The sequence below is a fragment of the Clostridium chauvoei genome (assembly GCF_002327185.1).
Taxonomy (GTDB): domain Bacteria; phylum Bacillota; class Clostridia; order Clostridiales; family Clostridiaceae; genus Clostridium; species Clostridium chauvoei.
This window is the reverse complement of the sequence record NZ_CP018624.1, coordinates 2,839,487-2,859,369: the sequence shown is the minus strand read 5'-3', so window position 1 is coordinate 2,859,369 and position 19,883 is coordinate 2,839,487. Positions and strand designations below refer to the sequence as shown.

The following is a 19,883-nucleotide window of genomic DNA, read 5'->3' as shown; positions in this document are numbered from 1 at the left end:
AAGATAATTATAAATTATTAAAATAATAATTGCATTAATTTTTAAGAATTATTAATCAAACTATTTATATAGTGATTTAAAAAGAAAAATAAGTATAATATAATTAATATTATACGGATAAATTATATTAGGAGGAAAAAGATGAAGTATTACATTATAGTATTTAAGAATACATTAGACGCAATGATGGCAGAAAAAAATTTACAAAAGGAAGGTATGATATTTAAAATGATGCCAACACCAACCTCAATAACTCAAAGTTGTGGTTTGTGTGTAAGAATTGAAGATAAAGATAGCGTAAATAGAATAATTAATGAAAAAATAACAAATTACAAGAATATATATTTAAAGTCAGAATGTGGATATAAGGAAATTAATTAATATTAAAGGTGGTATTATGCGTAATTATTTAATGGTATTTACTCTAAAGAAACAAGTTGAAGGTGGAGTAAAATTAGAATTAATGTGGGATGAAATAGAAATGATTTTAAGTAAAGGACTTAAAATCATTTCTATATTAATCATAATGTACTTAACCATAAAGATAGGAAATAAAGCTATAGATAAGTTTATGAAACGTCAAATAAAAAGTAAACTTAGTTTTTCAATGAATGAGCAAAAAGCTATAACAATAGGAGCTGTTTTAAAAAGTGCTCTTAAATATGGAGTATATTTTACTGGAATAGCAATAATAGTAGCTAATGTTTTTTCAGGAATTTCAGCAGCTGTTCTTGGTGTTGGAGGTTTTGCAATAGGTATAGGAGCACAAAGTCTAGTAAAAGATTTAATTAATGGATTCTTTATATTGTTTGAAGATCAATATGGTGTTGGTGATCATATAACTATAAATCAATATACAGGTATAGTAGAAAATATTGGGATAAGAACAACTGTTTTGAGAGATTTTACTGGAGATTTACATATTATAACTAATGGGTCTATATTAGAAGTAACAAACCATTCAAGAGGGGATATAAGATTCCTTGTAGATGTAGAAATTGCATATGAAGAAAATGTTGAAGAAACTATAAAATTAATAACAAAGGTTTGTGAGAAATTTAAAGAAGAAAATAGAGCTGAAATAAGGGGAAATATAGAAGTTTTAGGAGTTACATCTTTAAATGCATCAGGTGTTAATATTAGAGTAATTGGTAGGGCAAAACCTTTAAGCCAATGGAAAATGGAAAGAGAATTAAGAAAAAATATTAAAGAAGCTTTAGATGAAGCTGGTATAGAGATTCCATATCCTAAAACTCAAATAATAAAGAAAGATAATAAATAAAGTTGACTATATATATAAGAATTATAAATGGAGGGATAAAATATGGTAGATACGTTTGAATTAGGAGATATTGTTGAAATGAAAAAACAACATCCTTGTGGAAGTAAGTCTTTTGAAGTTATTAGATTAGGTGCAGATATAAAAATAAAGTGTACGGGATGCGGAAGAATAATAATGCTTCCAAGAAGTAAATTTCAAAAAGATGCAAAAAAAATAGTTAATATATAGTAATTCAAATAAAAAACTTGCAAAACAAAAATTAAACTGATAAAATATAAAATTGTAATCCCTGCTGTGGAAGACACAGCCATTGTCCGAGGGGAGGAGGTGAAAATGATGAGAAAGTACGAAACTATATTTATACTACACCCATCATTAGATGAAGAAGCTTGTAAAGCTAACATCGAAAAGTTTAAGGGTGTAATAGAAAATGGTGGAGGAACTATAGAAAACGTTGATGTTTGGGGTAGAAGAAAGCTTGCTTACGAAATCTCAAAAGTTAACGAAGGATTCTATACGTTAATCAACTTCAATGCTGATGCTGACCTACCAAAAGAGTTAGACAGAATATTCAGAATTACTGATGGTGTTATAAGACACATCATTGTTAAACAAGAAGCGTAAGAGGTGATATTGAATGAATAAGGTTATACTTATTGGAAGACTCACTAGAGATCCAGAGTTAAATTTTGCGGCTGGTAGCGGTACTGCTGTTACAAGATTTTCTTTAGCTGTAAATAGACCATTCAAAAAAGAAGAAACTGATTTTATCAATTGTATAGCTTTTGGTAAAACAGGTGAAACAATAGCACAATATCTTACTAAAGGAAGACAATTAGCTGTTACTGGAAGCATTAGAACTGGTAGTTATGATGCTAAAGATGGAACTAAAAGATATACAACTGATGTAGTTGTAGATTCATTTGAATTTATCGGTTCAGGAAACGCTGGTGGTGGAAGAGACCAAGGTTCATCAAATGGTGGATATGGATCTTCAAATAACAATTCTGGTTATTCAAATTCCTCAAATGATATATTTGGAGGAATGAGTTTTGATGAAGACATGACTCCTGTAGATGATGGAGATATGCCTTTCTAAATGTCTAAATTTTATAAGGAGGAACTAAGCATGAGAGATGTAAAAAGATCTGGAAAAATGAGAAGATCTAAGAGAAAAGTATGTGCTTTCTGCGTAGAAAAAGCTGAAGCTATAGATTACAAAGATATAGCTAAGTTAAGAAAGTTCGTTACAGAAAGAGGTAAGATATTACCAAGAAGAATTTCTGGAACTTGCGCTAAGCACCAAAGACAATTAACAAGTGCTATAAAGAGATCAAGAAACATAGCATTATTACCATTTACAACTGAGTAATAATTATAACCCCTGACTTGTCAGGGGTTTTTTGCTATAAAAATATTTATTAAACAAAAATAAATATTAAAAAGTGTTTACATAATTTGTAATTAGGGTATAGAATTTGTTGCATTAATAATCGTTTATAATTAAAATATATATACAAGGGTATGTGAACAGGGGTGAAAAGAGTGAAGAGAGAGGACCTAAATATAATGGCTAATATGAAAATGATAGAAAATCTAAAAGCTAACCTTTTATGTATAATTGGAGAGTTCTATCATTTATTAACTAAAGGTAGTAATGTAGCTCAAGATGCCGTATTAAATTGTATATCAGGTGCTATATTAATATTGTATGTTTTGGGACAAAAACTAGGATATTCGTGTGATGATGTAGATGACGATATTAAAAGAAAATTAAAAGCAGGCATAGCAGAAGGACATGAGTATGAAAAAGATGGTAGAAGTTTAAGTAAGCTTCAAGGACATTTAAAGAAAAATCATTAATTAATGATATAGGAGGCTTTTATGAAAAAAAAGCTAGAGAGCATTAAGCCAATGATAATACCTCTAATGTTTATAGGAGCGTGTATAGGTTTCTATTATATAAAGAGCGCGCTACTAGGTTCAATATTACTTATTATTTTTATTATATTTAATGTAACAGAGTATCTTATTAAAAATAAACATCAAAACTCTATAGAAGAATTAAATGTTAGTATAAATAATTCAATAAATCAAAATATATTTAATTTAATATTTCCAGTAGCTATAATAGATAAAACAGGGAAAATAATCTGGGGGAATTCTAAATTTCATAAGTTTACAGAAGAAGAGCCTGTTGGATTAAATGTAGTTAGTATAGCTAGAGGATTAAATTTAGCAAGATTATTAGCTTGTGATAAAGACTTACATCAAAGGATAAAGATATTAGATTCTTTGTATAGAGTATATGCTAGCCATATTAAACTAGAAGATGATGAAGAAGAAATATATATTGTTTATTTTAATGATATAAGTAATCTAAGAAATATAGAGAATACTAAAGAAAGTATAATGTTAATAGAGGTAGATAATTTATCAGAGGCGTTAGAAACAACAAGCGAAAGCGACAGACCTATGTTGGTTGCAGAAGTAGAAAAAGCTATAAATACGTATGCTCAAAAACTTAAAGCAATGATAACAAAATATGACTCTAATAAGTATGTACTTTCTGTTCAGGATAAGTATGTAAACGAAGAAATAAATTCTAAATTTAATATTTTAGATGAGATCTCTAAAATAGATAGAGGAAATACTTTAGAGGTAACTCTTAGTATAGGTGTTGGTAGAGGTGGAACTTCTCCGCAAGAAAACTATAATTTTGCAGTTACTGCTAAAGAATTATCTTTAGGTAGAGGTGGAGATCAAGTTGCTGTCAAAAGCAATGAGAATATAACCTTTTTTGGTGGAAATAGTAGAGAAATAGAAAAAAGAACTAGAGTTAGAGCAAGAGTTATAGCACATGCATTAAAAGAATTAATATATGAAAGTAGTAATGTATTTATTATAGGACACTCTAGCCCAGATATGGATTGCTTTGGTTCAGCTATAGGATTATCAGCAGTAGTAAAACAATTAGGGAAAAGTTGTAATATTATAATGAATAAAGAAAATAATTCTATAGAATATTATTTATCTAAAATTAAAAATGACGATAAATATGATGAGATACTAATTACTCCAGAAGAAGCTAAAGAGCAAATGAATGAAAAGTCATTATTAATAATAGTAGATGTTCACAATAAGGGGTACATTCAAGATTTAAGCTTAGCAGAACAAGCCAATAGAAAAATAATAATAGATCATCATAGAAGAAGTCCTGATATAATAGAAGGGGCAATACTTAGTTATATTGAAGTATATGCATCATCTACATCAGAAATGGTGACAGAGCTTATACAATATATGGTTCAAAGACCTAATATATCAAGGTTAGAAGCAGAAGGTTTATTAGCTGGTATATTTATGGATACAAAAGGATTTTCATTTAAAGCAGGAGTTAGAACCTTCGACGCAGCATCATTTTTAAGAGCTCTAGGAGCAGATACAATAGAAGTTAAAAAAATGTTTACTGATGATTTAGATGATTACTTGCTAATAGCAGATACAATCAAATCAGCAGAAGTCAAAGATGGAGTAGCAATTGCTGTTGCACCAAATAGATTGAATGAAAGCTTTATGATAGCTAGAGCTGCAGATGAACTTTTAAATATATCAGGAATAAATGTTTGTTTTGTTCTTGGAAAAATAAATGAAGATATTATAATAAGTGGTAGATCTATAGGTGATATTACTGTTCAAGTTATATTAGAATCTATTGGTGGAGGAGGTCATATGAATATGGCAGGGGCTCAACTAATAAATGTTTCAATAGAACAAGCAAAAGAAATATTAAAACAATCAATAATAAAAAACTTAAGGGTAGGTGAATAACATGAAAGTAATTTTATTACAAGATGTTAAAAAGTTAGGTAAAAAAGGCGATGTTATAGAGGTATCAGATGGATACGCAAGAAATTTCTTATTTCCAAGAAAATTAGTAGAAGAAGCTAACGGTGGAAATTTACACATTTTAAATACAAAAAAAGAAAATGAAAGAAAAAAGAAATTAGCTGAATTAGAAGCTGCTCAAAAATTAGCTGCAGAATTAAAGGGAAAAGAAGTAACTTTAAAAGCTAAGGGCGGAGAAAATGGAAGATTATTCGGAGCAATAACTAGTAAAGACGTAGCTACATTAATAAATAAAAAATTTAACTTATCAATAGATAAAAAGAAGATAGTTATGGATACAATAAAGGTAGCAGGAGGATATGAAATAGAATTAAAGTTATATCCAGAAGTAACAACTAAAATGAGAGTAATTATTGTGCCAGAAGCATAAGGAGGATTAGATTTGAAGTCATACGGCGAAGAAAAGTTAGATGGTTTACTAGATAGTGAATTATCATTAGATGCACAGATTAATGTATTAAATCAAATACTAAGTAACATATTAGATGAAGGTGCTATAAGAGCAAGGACTGTTAGATTTAAGCTTCAAAAATATGTAAGCTCTCCAAGTCCTTATGAAAGAGCTTATGCATTAAATATGATAGCTTCAGAAGGTAAAGGAACAAAGACTATACCAAATGAAGATACTGTAAGAGATATATTAGAAGATACTATATATTTCATATCAGAAAATATAGCTAAAAAATATGTGCAAAATAAAGTTGAGTCACAAGTAGAAAAGGCTTTAGCAGAGAGACAAGATAAGTTTATGGATGATATGAGGGTTTCTATAATAAAGAAACAAAAGGGACCTGAAAGCACTAAGACAACTAAAAAGCTAGAGAGACTTCAACAATTAGATGCAAAAAATATAAATAAGAATGTTATGAGCTTATTAAGACCTGAAAACTTTGATGAAGTTGTAGGGCAACAAAGAGCTGTTAAATCTCTTATTTCAAAGATGTCATCTCCATATCCACAACATATACTTTTATATGGACCTCCAGGGGTTGGTAAAACTTCAGCAGCTAGATTAGCTTTAGAATATGCTAAAAAGTTAAGATTTACTCCTTTTGATGGAGATTCTAAATTTGTTGAAGTTGATGGAACTACATTAAGATGGGATCCAAGAGAAATAACAAATCCTCTATTAGGTTCAGTACATGATCCTATATATCAAGGTAGTAAGAAGGATTTAGCAGAAGTTGGAGTTCCAGAACCTAAAACTGGATTGGTAACTGAAGCTCATGGTGGAGTATTATTTATAGATGAAATTGGTGAATTAGATGAAATACTTCAAAACAAATTATTAAAAGTTCTTGAAGATAAAAGAGTTGAATATTCATCATCATATTATGATCCTGACGATGAAAATACACCAGAATATATTAGATATTTATTTGAAAAAGGGGCACCAGCAGATTTTGTTTTAATTGGAGCTACAACTAGAGAGCCGGGAAAAATAAATCCTGCATTAAGATCAAGATGTACAGAAGTATATTTTGAACCTTTATCAGCGGAAGATATAGAAAATATAATATATAATGCTTCAGAAAAATTAAATGTAAAACTAGAAGATGGTATAGCTAAGTTTATAAGCAAATATACTATTGAAGGAAGAAAAGCAGTTAATATATTAGCAGATGCATATGGTTATTCATTATATACAGCAGGAGAAGATGCTACAGAAGAAAATCATATTATAAGAATGAAAGATGTTGAAGAAGTAATTTCAGTAGGTAGATATTCACCTTATGAAATTATTGAAGATATAGATAAATATGAAGTTGGCCACGTATATGGTTTAGGTGTAAGTGGATTTATGGGATCAACTTTAGAGATTGAAGCATCTATATTCCCAGCACATAAAAAAGGTACTGGAGTAATTAAGTTTAATGAAACAGCAGGATCGATGGCAAAAGACTCTGTATTCAATGCAGCATCTGTGATTAGAAGAATAACAAACAAAGATATAAAAGATTATGATATACATGTAAATGTAGTTGGTGGAGGTAGAATAGATGGACCTTCAGCAGGAGCTGCTATTACTGTATGTATAATAAGTGCACTTCTTGATAAGCCAATAAGACAGGATGTAGCTATTACCGGGGAAATATCCTTAAGAGGTAAGGTAAAGCCAGTTGGAGGTATATTTGAAAAAATATATGGTGCAAGAAGAAAAGGTATTAAGCTTGTAGCAGTACCTAAAGATAATGAGAAAGAAATTCCATTAGGTTTACATGATATAGAAGTAGTAACTATAAGTGAAATAGAAGAACTTATGGATATAGTATTTAAAAAATAATATAGGTTAGACTTTCCTAATGGAAAGTCTAATTTTATTTTTACAATAATGTTTTATAAAATAGAGTTATTTTGATATAATAACTTTATTAATACGAGAGAGGAGGTTACATATGGATGCACCGGTTATGCGAAGTTTGCCACAAAGCATAGAAGCTGAACAATCTGTTATTGGATCTATGATAATAGATAAAAGTGCTATAGCTAAAGTTTTAGAAAAGCTAAAAGAGGATGATTTTTATAGAGATGGTCATAAAGCTTTATATAAAGCTATAAGAGATATGTTTGCACAAGATATGGCTGTAGATCTTGTAACCTTATTAGAACATCTAAAATCAACAGATATGTTAGAAAAAGCAGGTGGAGTAACTTATATATCAGAATTAAGTGCTTCGGTTCCTACTACAGCAAATCTAAGTTCATATATAAAAATTGTTGAAGAGAAATCCTTATTAAGAAAGCTAATAAAATCTTCAACTGAGATTATTGAAGAAAGTTATAACAGTCAAGATAAAGTAGATGATGTACTAGATTTAGCACAAAAGAAAGTTTTTGATATAGCAGAGAAAAATGGAGCAAATGATTATGAATCACTTTCAACCGTTTTAGAGAGAGGATTTCTAGAAATAGAAAAACTATTTAATAATAAGGGAAGTATTACAGGTGTTGGATCTGGTATTAGAGATTTAGATGCTAAAACTTCAGGATTTCAAAAAGGTGATATGGTACTTATAGCGGCTAGACCATCAATGGGAAAGACAACATTTTCTTTAAATATAGCCGAAAATGCAGCTTTAAAAGAAGGTAAAAGTGTAGTTATATTTTCATTAGAAATGTCTAAGGAGCAATTAGCTTATAAGTTATTATGTTCAGAAGCAAGTGTAGATATGTTAAAGCTTAGAACTGGTAATTTAGATGATGATGATTGGGAGAGAATAGCTAGAGCAACAGGACCATTATCTAAAGCTAAAATAATTATAGATGATACTGCAGGATTAAGTGTAATGGAAATGAGATCTAAGTGTAGAAAAATCAAAATGGAACATGGAATAGATTTAATTCTTATTGACTATTTACAGCTTATGTCAGGAAGCTCAGGGAGCGAAAGTAGACAACAAGAAGTATCAGAAATTTCAAGATCTATAAAAGCATTAGCTAAGGAAATGGAATGTCCTGTAATAGCATTATCACAGTTATCTCGTGCTCCAGAACAAAGAGCTGATCATAGACCTATGTTATCAGATTTAAGAGAATCTGGATCAATTGAGCAGGATGCTGACGTTGTTATGTTCTTATATAGAGATGAATACTATAACAAAGAAACAGAAGAGAAGAATATAGGTGAATGTATAATAGCAAAACAAAGAAACGGTCCAGTTGGAACTGTAAAAATGGCATGGATTGGATCACATAGTAAATTTGCTAATTTAGAATTAGTTTATAAAGAATAAAAGCTAAGCATTTGCATAGCTTTTATTTTTTAGTAGTTTATAAGTTTAGGAACTTTTAAATAAATTAAATTAGCTGATACCTTATTAGTTATATTACAAATATCAATATTTTTTAAATAAAATAACCTTTTATATTGCAATGATTTATTATTTTTACTCTTTAAATTTAAATTTAAAATAAGAAAATTATTTATATAATTTAATAGTAAATTTTCTTTTTTTAATCCATTTAAAGATATTAATATATCATAGTAATTTTTATTTTGGGTTATATTAATTATAGGATTTGTATTTAAGGAGTTATCATCAATTAAGTCTGAAATAAATTTATTTTTATTATTTAAAAATTTATTATAAATATTTTTATCGTCCATCGTCATACCTCCTTACTTGTACATATAGTTTATGGAGTGTAGAACAAGCTATGCTATGAGGGTGATGGTGAGATATATAAATTATAATTAAACAAGATAAAAATAGAAAATCATAAAAAGATAGGGGGATAATAATGAATAAGAAAATAGGATTTATAGGTTGTGGGAATATGGGAAAGTCAATGGTAATGGGACTTTTAAATTCTAAATCTATAAAAAAAGAAGACATTATAGTATCAACAAGAAGTAAAGAATCTAAAGAAAAGATAAAAGAAGAAATAGGAATAGAGTGTACATTAGATAATCTAGAGGTAGCTAAAATATCAGATATACTATTTTTAGCAGTTAAACCTAATGTGTATAAAGATGTTATTAAAGAAATTAAAGATTATCTAAAAGATAATGTTATTATAGTAACAATAGCAGCTGGAATAGATTTATCACAAATAGAAGGTTGGATTGGAAGAGAACTAAAAATAGTAAAGACTATGCCTAATACACCAGCTTTAGTAGGTGAGGCAATGTCTGCTATATGTCCTAATAAATTTGTAACAGAAGAAGAGTTAGAATATATATGTAATTTATATAAAAGTTTTGGGGATTGTGAAATACTAGCAGAGAAAGATTTTCATGGTTTTGTAGCATTATGTGGATCATCACCTGCTTATGTATTTATGTTTATAGAAGCTATGGCAGATGCTGCAGTTAAATTAGGAATACCAAGAACTAAAGCATATAACATGGCAGCACAAAGTGTTTTAGGATCTGCAAAAATGGTTTTAGAAACTAAAAAGCATCCAGGAGAACTAAAAGATATGGTTTGCTCACCTGGTGGAACAACAATAGATGCAGTAATAGAACTTGAAAATCAAGGATTTAGAAATGCAGTTATTAAAGGCATGGAAAAGTGTGCAGAGAAATCTAAAAATATGTAAATTTACTTAAATTAAACTAAGTTGTATTTAATTTTAAATATAGCTTAGTTTTTTATTATTATTTATAAATTTTACTTTTTATATTGATATAATTTTAGCTTTTTTTATTAAATATTTATTAAATTTTAATGTATATTTGTAAATGTTCATAATAATACTACTTTTTTATATAAAATAGTATAAATAATAATAGTTTACCTAAAATATAGATGACTATATAAATATTATACGAATTATTATTAAACAATGTAAAAAAATATTCGCAAATTAGTTGAAAATTTTAATGTATTTTGTTACTATGATATGTGGGTAGTAAATAAAAATCCAAATTTTATTGATGCAAGGCTAAAAAATAGTCTTTTCATAAGGAGGCAATATTAATGTCAGCATTTATTGTTTTAGGCGCTCAATGGGGCGATGAAGGAAAAGGAAAAATGACAGATTACTTAGCGGAGGAAGCACAAGTTGTTGTTAGATTCCAAGGTGGAAATAATGCAGGTCATACAGTTGAAGTTGGAGAAAAGCAATATAAGCTTCACTTAATTCCTTCAGGAGTATTATATGATGATAAGCTTAATGTTATAGGAAATGGTGTTGTAGTAGATCCAGAAGCTTTATTCACAGAAATAGGCTACTTAGAAGGTGAAGGTGTTAAGGTTACACCAGAAAAACTTATCGTTAGTGATAGAGCTCATCTTATAATGCCATATCATAAAGTTTTAGATAAATTAAAGGAACAAGCAAGAGGCAAAAATGATATAGGAACAACTGGTAAGGGAATAGGTCCTTGTTACACAGATAAATTTGAAAGATGTGGAATAAGAATCTGTGATCTTATGCACAAAGATGTTTTTGCTCAAAAGTTAAAAGAAAACATAGAAATGAAAAATGATTATATAACTAAAGTTCTTGGTGGAGAAGCTTTAAACTATGATGAAATCCTTAATCAATATTTAGGATTTGCAGAAAAGTTAAGACCTTTTGTACAAGATACTTCAGTTAGAGTATATGATGAAATAAAGAAAGATAAGACAGTATTATTTGAAGGAGCTCAAGGAATGTTACTTGATATAGATTATGGAACATATCCTTATGTTACATCATCTAATACTACTGCAGGTGGAGTTGCTAATGGTGTAGGTGTAGGGCCAACTATGATTACAAATGCAGTTGGTATAGCTAAGGCATATACAACAAGAGTTGGTAAAGGTCCATTCCCAACAGAATTAAATGATGCTACTGGAGATTGGATAAGAGAAAAAGGTCATGAATATGGAGTAACTACTGGAAGATCAAGAAGATGTGGATGGTTAGATACTGTTATATTAAAGACTACAGTAAGAGTATCAGGTTTAACTTCATTATGTGTTACTAAAATAGATACATTAGCAGGACTTGAAAAACTAAAGGTATGTGTAGGATATAAGTTTGAAGATAAAGTTATAGACTATTTCCCAGCAAGTTTAGAAGATTTAGCTAAATGCGAACCTATTTATGAAGAATTTGAAGGTTGGGGTGAAGAAGTAGCTGATGCAAGAAGCTACGAAGAATTACCTGAAAATGCAAAGAAATACTTAAAGAGAATAGAAGAACTTACAGAAACTAAAATTTCTATTATTGGAGTTGGTCCAAGAAGAGATCAAACAATAAGAGTAACTTCAGAATTATAAAAATAAAAGAATTATCTTAAATAGCTTACTATTTAAGATAATTCTTTTTTTATTAGGAATAATGAAATAATTAATACCTAATACTATTAATAGAAATTTATAGCAGAGGTGATATTATGATAACAAAAGATACAACATTAAGAGAGGTAATTTCTAAAAATCATATGGCACAATCTATATTAATGAGTTTTAGAGTAGGATGTGGAGTAATTACTACAAATAATGATAAAACAATAGAAGAAATAAGTTCTGAATATGGTATAGATAGAGAAGAATTAATTAGACAATTAAATTTCAACAGATACTATTAAAATTTAGAGTTATGTTAAAAGAGCATTAATTTAAGGGGAATCTATAAAATTGACTTTAAAAAAAGTTGTGTATATAATTTAACTATAAGAATTAAATTGTGCATATTATTTAAACATAATAATAAATTAATTAGAAGGATAGGTGGTACTTGTGATAACTAAGGAGATGACAATCGGAGAAGTTATAAGAGAAAAAGCAGATGCAGCCGAAATATTAATGAGTTTTGGGATGGGATGTGTTGGATGTCCATCAGCACAAGCTGAAACATTAGAAGAAGCTGCAATGGTTCATGGATTAAGCATAGATGCTCTAATAGAAGCTCTAAACAAGTAATAAAGAAAAATTATCAGCTCTGTAGTAAGATTTAACTACGGAGCCTTTTATTTAAATTTAAAAGAAATTAGTAGGAGGGGGACTATGGGAAAAAAGTATTCAAAAGAATATGAAGTACATTTTTACGAGGCTGACTATAATTTAGACTGTACAATGACTTCAATAATAAACATTTTAGCAGATGTAGGAACTGAACAATCAGAAAAGTTAGGGGGAGGAATACAGTATCTAATAGATAAAAATATGGCTTGGGTATTTTATCAATATGATGTAAAGGTCAATAGATATCCTAAGTATGGAGAAAAACTTAAGGCTACGACAGAAGCTATAGGGTTTAAAAAGTTTTATGCTATAAGAGAGTATAATATTTATGATGAAGCTGGAAATAAAGTTGTAGAAGCACAAGCGATATTTTTCTTAATAAATATGGAAAAGAGAAAAACCATGAGAATACCAGAAGATCAGTATAAAATTTATGGTTTAGACTCTGATATTAAAGATACATTTAAGATAGAAAGATTAGAGAAGCTAGAAGAGGTCACTTATAAAAAAGATTTTAAAATTAGATATAGTGATATAGATTTTAATAGACATGTTAATAATGCTAAATATGTGGAATGGGCTATAGAATCATTACCAGTAGAAGTAGTAAGAGATTTTAGGTTAGAAAATATAAAAGTAACTTTTGAAAAAGAATGTACCTATGGAGAAGAAATATGTGCATTATCATCGATAAGAGAAGAAGATAATGGGACACTGACATCTATTCATAGAATTGAAAATAAGGATGGAGTAGAACTTACAAAATTAATAGGAATTTGGGAACATATTTAAAAAATCGTAGCTAATAAATTTTTTTTATTAGCTACGATTTTTTTATTTAGAGTTAGCTATATTTTTAGCAACGCAGTATCCAGAACTCCAAGCCCATTGTAGATTAAATCCACCACAATCTCCATCTACATCTAATATTTCACCACAGAAATATAAATCTTTTATAAGTTTAGATTCAAGGGTTTTTGAATCTATTTCTTTAGTATCAACTCCACCGATTGTTACTTGAGCTTGATTAAATCCATTTGTTCCAATACATTTAAATCTCCATTGTTTTAAAAGATTTATTAGTTTTTTTCTATCTTTCCATTCTAAATCATAACAAGGACAATGAAGATTGGTAATTCTAGCTTCTTTTAATAAAGTAGGAATTAGCTTTTTATTAACTACTCCTATTAATGCATCTATTATAGGTCTATGAGAAAATACAGCCAAATGACCTTCAATGAAATTTTCTATATCTTCTAAAGAAGAATTAGGCATCATATCTACAAGAATTTCAACTTTTTTTCCTTGATTAAGAGCTTTAGATGCGTGACCTGATATTTGGAGAATTGGAGGTCCAGAAATTCCATAATCAGTGAAAAGAATCTCTCCAAATTCTTTTCTTGCAGGTTTATCGTTAATTAATAGTGTGGCATATCCATCAAATTTTATACCTGACAATGCTTTTAAATTAGGATGTTCTAACTTTAATTGAACTATTCCAGGAATAGGATCAATAATTTTATGGCCTAAGGATTTTGCTAATGAATGTCCAGAGCCATCAGAACCAGTTTTAACTGCTGATTTTCCTCCACAGGCAAGAATTAATTTATTACATGTGAATAAATTATACTCTTCGTTACTTGTGGATAACTTAAAACTTTTTTTCCTGTGGATAGATTTTAATTTGCAGTTTGTGTATAAAGGAATTTCTCTCTCCTCTAAAGCAAATCTAAAAATATCCACAACAGAAGAAGCTTGTAACGATTGTGGGTACATTTTTCCGTTATTTAACTCAACAATAGGTAAACCTAAAGATAGGAAAAATGATTTAGCATCTTCTACTGTAAATTTAGATAGTGATTCAACAAAAAAGTTAGAGTTTTCACTATGATAAGATAAGAAGGGAAAAGATATTGTGCTATTTGAAATATTGCATCTACCATTACCTGTAGTTAGAATCTTTTTACCTATTCTATCGGTAGCTTCTAAAATAGCTACATCTATACCAAAATCTTTTGCGGCAATAGCTGCAGTTAATCCAGAAGCTCCACCACCAACTATAATTAAATCATGATGTATCATAATATTTAGTCTCCTTAATGTATATTTAAATAAATTTTATCATAGTAATATAAGTTATAAAACTATGGAATACTATTTATAGAGGTGAAATATATGAAAGTAAGAGTTATAAATAAGGATAGTAGTGATTTTGAAAAAGAATTTAAAGTTAGAAGAATGAATTATGATCAATCAGTAGTTAACTATCCTAATTCTAAAGGTATAAATATATTTTTAAACAAAGATATAGAATTTATTACTGAATCAGATGTAGATAAATTTTTAATTAAATATAGAGATTTATTAAAGATAAAGTTAAATAGAGGAATATCAATAAACTTATATAAAATATTAGTAGATAATATTCAAGAGCAATTCAATGAAGAATTTGAAGCACTTAATTTACTAAAAGATAAATATAAAGTAAATAAAAGAGGAATATGGGATAAAGAAATACTTTGTATCATTAATAATCACATACCTATAAATATTATTGCAAGTGGAGAAAATTTTAAAAAAGTTGGGTATAATATATCTATAGAAGAAATTAATAAAGAAAAATTTTTCGAATTATGTACCTTTGAAATTAAAAAAATCGAAAAAGAAATTAAAGAAAAAGAAAAGCAACTTTCTAGGTATGGACAAGGCTTAAAGTGCCTAGAATCAAGAGATAAGATGGTGAAATTACTAGAATAAAATCTAGTAAAAACCTAGTATAAAATTAAATAAATAAAAAAGTTTAAAAAAAGTGTTGACACTATATTAAAATTTATGTATTATAGTTAATGTGCTCGGCAGGAGAAAGCCTCCTGAAAGAAAAGAGCAAAACTTAATATGGCTCCTTGGTCAAGCGGTTAAGACACCACCCTTTCACGGTGGTAACAGGGGTTCGATTCCCCTAGGAGTCACCATTTATTTTGGGCGCATAGCTCAGCTGGGAGAGCATCTGCCTTACAAGCAGAGGGTCACAGGTTCGATCCCTGTTGTGCCCACCAAAATTAAATGGCTTAGTAGCTCAGTTGGTTAGAGTACTGGCCTGTCACGCCAGGGGTCGAGGGTTCGAGTCCCTTCTAAGTCGCCATTTTAATTTTAAAAAACATAACATAAAATTTAATATTTTAAGCTATATGCTGGCATGGCTCAACGGTAGAGCAGCTGACTTGTAATCAGCAGGTTGTAGGTTCGATTCCTATTGCCAGCTCCATATATGGCTCCTTGGTCAAGCGGTTAAGACACCACCCTTTCACGGTGGTAACAGGGGTTCGATTCCCCTAGGAGTCACCATTTTATTTTGGGCGCATAGCTCAGCTGGGAGAGCATCTGCCTTACAAGCAGAGGGTCACAGGTTCGATCCCTGTTGTGCCCACCAAAATTAAATGGCTTAGTAGCTCAGTTGGTTAGAGTACTGGCCTGTCACGCCAGGGGTCGAGGGTTCGAGTCCCTTCTAAGTCGCCATTTTAATTTTACAAAAGCTTAAATATTAAAAACAAAAAACAACTTAATATGGCTCCTTGGTCAAGCGGTTAAGACACCACCCTTTCACGGTGGTAACAGGGGTTCGATTCCCCTAGGAGTCACCATTTATTTTGGGCGCATAGCTCAGCTGGGAGAGCATCTGCCTTACAAGCAGAGGGTCACAGGTTCGATCCCTGTTGTGCCCACCAAATTAAATGGCTTAGTAGCTCAGTTGGTTAGAGTACTGGCCTGTCACGCCAGGGGTCGAGGGTTCGAGTCCCTTCTAAGTCGCCAATTTTGCTGGCATGGCTCAACGGTAGAGCAGCTGACTTGTAATCAGCAGGTTGTAGGTTCGATTCCTATTGCCAGCTCCACAAAAGCTTTGGATTTTTCCAAAGCTTTTTTTATTGTTTGAAATTAAATATAAAAAACTAAGACGATGAAATAATCATCGTCTTTTTAAATTTAATTGTATTCTAATGTCTTCTGCATAAAATTTGTAAAGCTTAAAGTTACCGACAAGTCTAGAATAAATTCTTTCACTATAGATTTTAGTTATCATAGGAAGACTTAAATTAGTAGATATAAGCATTTTTTTATTTTTAAGTAATTTTCTATTAATTAAAGTGAATAACTCTGTAGCAGAGAACTCTGTAATTTGTTCTGCTCCTAAATCATCAATAATTAATAAATCACAATTAAGCAGTAATTCTTCTAATTCATAGTTGTTATTAAATCTAATATCTCTAAGACATTTAATAAGTTCATCAGAAGTTTTATAAACAACTAAAAATCCTTCATCAAGTAATTCTTTTGCAATGCACCAAGATAAGTATGTTTTACCAGTACCTGAATTGCCATAAAACAATAAGTTATTATTGTGCTTTGAAAAATTAGGAACATAATCACCTTGAATAAACTCTAAAATATTTTCTATATTTCTTCTTGGAGAAAATTTATCTTCTCCAATTTTATGGTTGGAATATAAACTTATATCAAATTTATTAAAGTTATGAGTTTTAACAGCATCTTCTAAATCAGAATCCTTATAATATAATTTAATTAACTTATTTTTGTAACATGAGCATTTTTTTATTCCAATATATCCTTCATCCTTGCATTTATGACATTGATAATGAAGAGATAAATATTCAGGATCATAACCTTTTGAAACTAATAGCTCGTATTTTTTAAATCTTAAGTCGGTTATTGTATCTTTAATTTTATTTAGTTCTTCTTCAGTAAGTCCTTTAAGTATGGACAAAGATAAATTCAAGCTTTGCTTTTGAATTGATTTTTCTAATTCCATAATTTCAGGATGCTTATCAGAAATTTCTTTTCTTCGTGCATTTAAATTATTTTGTTCTTTAATTTTAATTTGTTCATATATATTAGCTAATTCTTTTTGGTATCCTTTAATCATCGTTATCCCATCCTAATAGTTTCTTTTCAAGAGAATCGTAGTCATAATCTCTTGGTTTGAAGTTATTAAATTTTAAATTAGATTTAGTATTAGGTGTATTATCGAAAGATTTTTTAGCAGATGAACTTTTAAATTTAGCTTCTTTGGCTTCTATATCTTGAATAGTTTTTAAGTTATCTCTATTCCAGCTTGATAGAATTCCATCGATATATTTAAAGTCAGCTCTATTCAATCTTTGAGAGCATATGTCACAAGCCTTTTTTATTACATCTAATGAGAAGTTATAAGTTGTAGTCCATTTTTCTAACATATCTTCTTGAGGTTTCATTATATCTGCATTTTTAATTCCAAGGAATTTAAGAATCTCTCTATATGTACCCCATTTATCTTCTGTTTTTCTTATATAATTTTGAGCATCTTCTACAGTTTTAATATTCATTTCATGCCATGCAATAGCAACTTTTTCTATATACCTAGCATTACTTTTACCTCTAGAAACACAATATTCTATAATTAAGAGTATTAACTCAGATGAAAAATTATAATCTTTTTTCCAACTTATATATGTAGTGAATTCTGTAGGGGATAAAGGTCTTCCAATTAATCTTTCGATATCCTTTAACATTCCATTATTAGTTTCATCAGATAATTCATCTAAAAGGTTAATTTCTTTAGAGTTATTTATAGGTTCAAGAGATAAATCTATAAAATCTATTTCAAAATTACCCATTTTATCAATGGGGATTAACTTAATGACACCTTCATCATTCCAATAATTTAATGCATTTATAATGTCAGATTCTAAAAGATTTAATGATGAAGCTAAAATTGAAGAACTTATTCCTATTTCGCCACTCATATTATGCTTAAGCATTAACAAGTAGACTTTAATAAACTCTCCTCTAGCTTTTGGCATATACTTTTCAATAAATACATTACTAATAGGAGTAAATTTTAAGGGCTTAGATTTAAGCATAAATGTACTCATAATTTCTCCTCTACCTTTCTTTATATTTATTTACATTAAGTTAATTATATCAAAGTGAGGTATATCACTCAATAAAACAATTAACAGGTAAAATGAATAATATTAAATTTATAGGGAACATTATTAAATGTGTTTTCAATAATAGCAATAAAAAGGAAGGAGAAATTATGTATACAAAAAAAGACACAGTAGGTGTCACGATAAAAATAATATTATTAATTATCCCAATAGTTATAATGTTATTAGCAAACGATAATTATATTTTAGAAGCATATCTTAATGATAGTGTTATTGGATATGTAAATAGCAAAGAGGAAACTAAGCAGGTTTATAATGAATTATTACAAGAGGTAAATATAGATTCAAATATAGTAAATAACAACAATGAACCTATTAAATATAATAAAGTAAATGAAGAGGTAGTATTAAGTAATAAAAATGAAATTAAGAAAAATATGTTAGGAGCTTTAACAGGAAAGACATCAGCTTATCGATTAAACTTAGATGGAGAAAAAATAGGGTATATAGCTTCTAATGATATGGTAAATAATATATTAAAATTAGCTGCAGATAAACAAATAGATAATTTAAATATAGATAAAGGAGATATTGTATCAGCAGATATATCCTGTAATATAAATTTACAAGAAGAAGTTACTGATTTATCATCTTTAGATACAGAAGAGGAGTTAGCGGAAGAAATATATAACATTTCTAAAGAAGGCGAAAATTTAGTTGCAATTAATATAAAAACTAAAGAAACTGTACAAGAAAGTATAAAACCACAAACTATTACAGCTTCAGATGAAAATTTATATATTGGAGAAAGTAGAATCGAAGAGGGGCAAGATGGCATTAAAAATGTCTTGAAAGAAATTACATATAAAAATGTAGGAGAAGAAGAAAGTAAGGTTTTAAAAGAAGACATAGTAAAAGAACCTATTAATACAATTATTTATAAAGGGAGTAAAAACCCATATTATGAGGGGGTAGCTTTCTTAAATAAACCTACAGGCAGTGATGTTATAACTTCAGGGTATGGAGAGCGTTGGAATTCTTTTCATAAGGGAATTGATATAGCAGGAAATATGGGAGATGAAGTAAAAGCTTCTATAGAGGGGACTATTATATATGCAGAATATAATAATGGAGGATATGGTAACTTAATAAAGGTAGAGCATGAAGGTGGAATGACTACGTATTATGCTCATTTAAGTAAAATATATGTTAAGCCTGGTGATAAAGTAAAAGCAGGTGATTTAATAGGGGCTATAGGTAGTACTGGTTTTAGTACAGGACCACATTTACATTTTGAGTTAAGAGTAAATGGAGAACCTGTTAATCCATATGGATATATTCTTTAAA

General features: G+C 29.1%; 22 protein-coding genes and 11 tRNA genes. 29 read left to right on the top strand and 4 right to left on the bottom strand.

Annotation, left to right across the window (positions count from 1 at the left end):
- Positions 1-141 precede the first annotated feature (141 nt).
- The 11 genes from BTM21_RS13475 (at position 142) to BTM21_RS13425 (ending at position 8,925) form a co-directional block, all read left to right on the top strand.
- On the top strand, positions 142-381 hold the full coding sequence (locus BTM21_RS13475) for a putative Se/S carrier protein (protein ID WP_079481744.1): 240 nt from the start codon (positions 142-144) through the stop codon (positions 379-381).
- Positions 382-397: 16 nt separating this feature from the next.
- The gene (locus tag BTM21_RS13470; RefSeq protein WP_079481742.1) at positions 398-1,282 is read left to right on the top strand and encodes a mechanosensitive ion channel family protein; all 885 of its coding nucleotides are present in this window, start codon (positions 398-400) and stop codon (positions 1,280-1,282) included.
- 42 nt (positions 1,283-1,324) lie between these two features.
- Positions 1,325-1,510 carry a DUF951 domain-containing protein gene (locus BTM21_RS13465; protein WP_021876869.1) on the top strand — a complete coding sequence of 62 codons (186 nt, stop codon included), beginning with the start codon at positions 1,325-1,327 and terminating at the stop codon, positions 1,508-1,510.
- A 108-nt stretch (positions 1,511-1,618) separates the two neighbouring features.
- Positions 1,619-1,906 (top strand): 30S ribosomal protein S6, encoded by a 288-nt coding sequence (rpsF, locus tag BTM21_RS13460; RefSeq protein WP_079481741.1) that lies wholly within the window; start codon positions 1,619-1,621, stop codon positions 1,904-1,906.
- Positions 1,907-1,919: 13 nt separating this feature from the next.
- Positions 1,920-2,381, top strand: a complete 462-nt coding sequence (locus BTM21_RS13455; protein ID WP_021876867.1) for a single-stranded DNA-binding protein — start codon at positions 1,920-1,922, stop codon at positions 2,379-2,381.
- A 30-nt stretch (positions 2,382-2,411) separates the two neighbouring features.
- A complete protein-coding gene (rpsR, locus tag BTM21_RS13450) occupies positions 2,412-2,654 on the top strand; it encodes a 30S ribosomal protein S18 (protein ID WP_079481739.1) in 243 nt (80 codons plus the stop codon).
- Between the two features lie 173 nt (positions 2,655-2,827).
- Positions 2,828-3,145 carry a MazG-like family protein gene (locus BTM21_RS13445; RefSeq protein ID WP_021876865.1) on the top strand — a complete coding sequence of 106 codons (318 nt, stop codon included), beginning with the start codon at positions 2,828-2,830 and terminating at the stop codon, positions 3,143-3,145.
- A gap of 21 nt (positions 3,146-3,166) precedes the next feature.
- Positions 3,167-5,113, top strand: a complete 1,947-nt coding sequence (locus BTM21_RS13440; protein WP_021876864.1) for a DHH family phosphoesterase — start codon at positions 3,167-3,169, stop codon at positions 5,111-5,113.
- Position 5,114: 1 nt separating this feature from the next.
- On the top strand, positions 5,115-5,561 hold the full coding sequence (gene rplI / locus BTM21_RS13435) for a 50S ribosomal protein L9 (protein WP_021876863.1): 447 nt from the start codon (positions 5,115-5,117) through the stop codon (positions 5,559-5,561).
- 12 nt (positions 5,562-5,573) lie between these two features.
- Complete coding sequence (gene lonC / locus BTM21_RS13430) at positions 5,574-7,475, top strand: Lon family ATP-dependent protease (protein WP_021876862.1); 1,902 nt, start codon at positions 5,574-5,576, stop codon at positions 7,473-7,475.
- Between the two features lie 112 nt (positions 7,476-7,587).
- Positions 7,588-8,925, top strand: a complete 1,338-nt coding sequence (locus tag BTM21_RS13425) for a replicative DNA helicase (RefSeq protein WP_079481738.1) — start codon at positions 7,588-7,590, stop codon at positions 8,923-8,925.
- 29 nt (positions 8,926-8,954) lie between these two features.
- Here the strand turns inward: BTM21_RS13425 and BTM21_RS13420 are convergent, their stop codons facing one another.
- A complete protein-coding gene (locus tag BTM21_RS13420) occupies positions 8,955-9,299 on the bottom strand; it encodes a hypothetical protein (protein WP_021876860.1) in 345 nt (114 codons plus the stop codon).
- A 134-nt stretch (positions 9,300-9,433) separates the two neighbouring features.
- On the opposite strand from BTM21_RS13420, the gene proC reads away from it, so the two are divergent.
- The 5 genes from proC to BTM21_RS13395 all read left to right on the top strand — a co-directional run bounded on the left by proC (position 9,434) and on the right by BTM21_RS13395 (position 13,383).
- The gene (gene proC, locus BTM21_RS13415) at positions 9,434-10,234 is read left to right on the top strand and encodes a pyrroline-5-carboxylate reductase (RefSeq protein WP_021876859.1); all 801 of its coding nucleotides are present in this window, start codon (positions 9,434-9,436) and stop codon (positions 10,232-10,234) included.
- A gap of 380 nt (positions 10,235-10,614) precedes the next feature.
- Positions 10,615-11,904, top strand: coding sequence for an adenylosuccinate synthase (locus BTM21_RS13410; protein WP_021876858.1), 1,290 nt, complete (start codon positions 10,615-10,617; stop codon positions 11,902-11,904).
- A gap of 116 nt (positions 11,905-12,020) precedes the next feature.
- On the top strand, positions 12,021-12,215 hold the full coding sequence (locus BTM21_RS13405) for a hypothetical protein (protein WP_021876857.1): 195 nt from the start codon (positions 12,021-12,023) through the stop codon (positions 12,213-12,215).
- 151 nt (positions 12,216-12,366) lie between these two features.
- Complete coding sequence (locus tag BTM21_RS13400) at positions 12,367-12,549, top strand: DUF1858 domain-containing protein (RefSeq protein ID WP_021876856.1); 183 nt, start codon at positions 12,367-12,369, stop codon at positions 12,547-12,549.
- 84 nt (positions 12,550-12,633) lie between these two features.
- Positions 12,634-13,383, top strand: a complete 750-nt coding sequence (locus BTM21_RS13395) for an acyl-[acyl-carrier-protein] thioesterase (RefSeq protein WP_021876855.1) — start codon at positions 12,634-12,636, stop codon at positions 13,381-13,383.
- A 42-nt stretch (positions 13,384-13,425) separates the two neighbouring features.
- Here BTM21_RS13395 and BTM21_RS13390 read toward each other — a convergent pair whose 3' ends face one another.
- A complete protein-coding gene (locus BTM21_RS13390; RefSeq protein WP_021876854.1) occupies positions 13,426-14,673 on the bottom strand; it encodes a BaiN/RdsA family NAD(P)/FAD-dependent oxidoreductase in 1,248 nt (415 codons plus the stop codon).
- 93 nt (positions 14,674-14,766) lie between these two features.
- Here BTM21_RS13390 and BTM21_RS13385 point away from each other — a divergent pair, with 93 nt between their 5' ends.
- The 12 genes from BTM21_RS13385 (at position 14,767) to BTM21_RS13330 (ending at position 16,481) form a co-directional block, all read left to right on the top strand.
- The gene (locus BTM21_RS13385) at positions 14,767-15,348 is read left to right on the top strand and encodes a hypothetical protein (protein WP_021876853.1); all 582 of its coding nucleotides are present in this window, start codon (positions 14,767-14,769) and stop codon (positions 15,346-15,348) included.
- Positions 15,349-15,488: 140 nt separating this feature from the next.
- Positions 15,489-15,563 (top strand) — tRNA-Glu (locus BTM21_RS13380).
- Between the two features lie 8 nt (positions 15,564-15,571).
- Positions 15,572-15,647: transfer RNA gene (locus tag BTM21_RS13375), tRNA-Val, on the top strand.
- A gap of 9 nt (positions 15,648-15,656) precedes the next feature.
- A tRNA-Asp gene (locus BTM21_RS13370) sits at positions 15,657-15,733 on the top strand.
- Positions 15,734-15,781: 48 nt separating this feature from the next.
- A tRNA-Thr gene (locus BTM21_RS13365) sits at positions 15,782-15,856 on the top strand.
- A 5-nt stretch (positions 15,857-15,861) separates the two neighbouring features.
- A tRNA-Glu gene (locus tag BTM21_RS13360) sits at positions 15,862-15,936 on the top strand.
- Between the two features lie 9 nt (positions 15,937-15,945).
- Positions 15,946-16,021 (top strand) — tRNA-Val (locus BTM21_RS13355).
- A gap of 9 nt (positions 16,022-16,030) precedes the next feature.
- A tRNA-Asp gene (locus BTM21_RS13350) sits at positions 16,031-16,107 on the top strand.
- 50 nt (positions 16,108-16,157) lie between these two features.
- A tRNA-Glu gene (locus BTM21_RS13345) sits at positions 16,158-16,232 on the top strand.
- Between the two features lie 8 nt (positions 16,233-16,240).
- Positions 16,241-16,316 (top strand) — tRNA-Val (locus tag BTM21_RS13340).
- Between the two features lie 8 nt (positions 16,317-16,324).
- Positions 16,325-16,401, top strand: a tRNA-Asp gene (locus BTM21_RS13335).
- A gap of 5 nt (positions 16,402-16,406) precedes the next feature.
- Positions 16,407-16,481 (top strand) — tRNA-Thr (locus tag BTM21_RS13330).
- Positions 16,482-16,555: 74 nt separating this feature from the next.
- Here BTM21_RS13330 and BTM21_RS13325 read toward each other — a convergent pair.
- Together BTM21_RS13325 and BTM21_RS13320 are read right to left on the bottom strand one after the other, a co-directional pair.
- Complete coding sequence (locus BTM21_RS13325) at positions 16,556-17,530, bottom strand: ATP-binding protein (RefSeq protein ID WP_079481737.1); 975 nt, start codon at positions 17,528-17,530, stop codon at positions 16,556-16,558.
- On the bottom strand, positions 17,523-18,518 hold the full coding sequence (locus BTM21_RS13320) for a DnaD domain protein (RefSeq protein WP_021876851.1): 996 nt from the start codon (positions 18,516-18,518) through the stop codon (positions 17,523-17,525). Before BTM21_RS13320 ends, BTM21_RS13325 begins: the two co-directional genes overlap by 8 nt.
- Positions 18,519-18,685: 167 nt before the next feature.
- On the opposite strand from BTM21_RS13320, the gene BTM21_RS14105 reads away from it, so the two are divergent.
- Positions 18,686-19,882: a peptidoglycan DD-metalloendopeptidase family protein gene (locus BTM21_RS14105; protein ID WP_161493116.1), complete on the top strand. Its 1,197-nt coding sequence runs from the start codon at positions 18,686-18,688 to the stop codon at positions 19,880-19,882.
- The last annotated feature ends 1 nt before the right edge of the window (position 19,883 follow it).

Excerpts from the sequence above, each read along its gene's own strand:
- BTM21_RS13440 (WP_021876864.1), top strand. The coding sequence starts at position 3,167 with ATGAAAAAAAAGCTAGAGAGCATTAAGCCAATGATAATACCTCTAATG.
- BTM21_RS14105 (WP_161493116.1), top strand. The coding sequence starts at position 18,686 with ATGTATACAAAAAAAGACACAGTAGGTGTCACGATAAAAATAATATTA.
- BTM21_RS13325 (WP_079481737.1), bottom strand. The coding sequence starts at position 17,530 with ATGATTAAAGGATACCAAAAAGAATTAGCTAATATATATGAACAAATT.
- BTM21_RS13395 (WP_021876855.1), top strand. The coding sequence starts at position 12,634 with ATGGGAAAAAAGTATTCAAAAGAATATGAAGTACATTTTTACGAGGCT.
- rplI (WP_021876863.1), top strand. The coding sequence starts at position 5,115 with ATGAAAGTAATTTTATTACAAGATGTTAAAAAGTTAGGTAAAAAAGGC.
- BTM21_RS13390 (WP_021876854.1), bottom strand. The coding sequence starts at position 14,673 with ATGATACATCATGATTTAATTATAGTTGGTGGTGGAGCTTCTGGATTA.
- rpsF (WP_079481741.1), top strand. The coding sequence starts at position 1,619 with ATGAGAAAGTACGAAACTATATTTATACTACACCCATCATTAGATGAA.
- BTM21_RS13425 (WP_079481738.1), top strand. The coding sequence starts at position 7,588 with ATGGATGCACCGGTTATGCGAAGTTTGCCACAAAGCATAGAAGCTGAA.
- BTM21_RS13420 (WP_021876860.1), bottom strand. The coding sequence starts at position 9,299 with ATGGACGATAAAAATATTTATAATAAATTTTTAAATAATAAAAATAAA.
- BTM21_RS13320 (WP_021876851.1), bottom strand. The coding sequence starts at position 18,518 with ATGAGTACATTTATGCTTAAATCTAAGCCCTTAAAATTTACTCCTATT.
- BTM21_RS13405 (WP_021876857.1), top strand. The coding sequence starts at position 12,021 with ATGATAACAAAAGATACAACATTAAGAGAGGTAATTTCTAAAAATCAT.
- rpsR (WP_079481739.1), top strand. The coding sequence starts at position 2,412 with ATGAGAGATGTAAAAAGATCTGGAAAAATGAGAAGATCTAAGAGAAAA.
- BTM21_RS13385 (WP_021876853.1), top strand. The coding sequence starts at position 14,767 with ATGAAAGTAAGAGTTATAAATAAGGATAGTAGTGATTTTGAAAAAGAA.
- BTM21_RS13465 (WP_021876869.1), top strand. The coding sequence starts at position 1,325 with ATGGTAGATACGTTTGAATTAGGAGATATTGTTGAAATGAAAAAACAA.
- BTM21_RS13455 (WP_021876867.1), top strand. The coding sequence starts at position 1,920 with ATGAATAAGGTTATACTTATTGGAAGACTCACTAGAGATCCAGAGTTA.
- BTM21_RS13410 (WP_021876858.1), top strand. The coding sequence starts at position 10,615 with ATGTCAGCATTTATTGTTTTAGGCGCTCAATGGGGCGATGAAGGAAAA.
- BTM21_RS13470 (WP_079481742.1), top strand. The coding sequence starts at position 398 with ATGCGTAATTATTTAATGGTATTTACTCTAAAGAAACAAGTTGAAGGT.
- BTM21_RS13475 (WP_079481744.1), top strand. The coding sequence starts at position 142 with ATGAAGTATTACATTATAGTATTTAAGAATACATTAGACGCAATGATG.
- proC (WP_021876859.1), top strand. The coding sequence starts at position 9,434 with ATGAATAAGAAAATAGGATTTATAGGTTGTGGGAATATGGGAAAGTCA.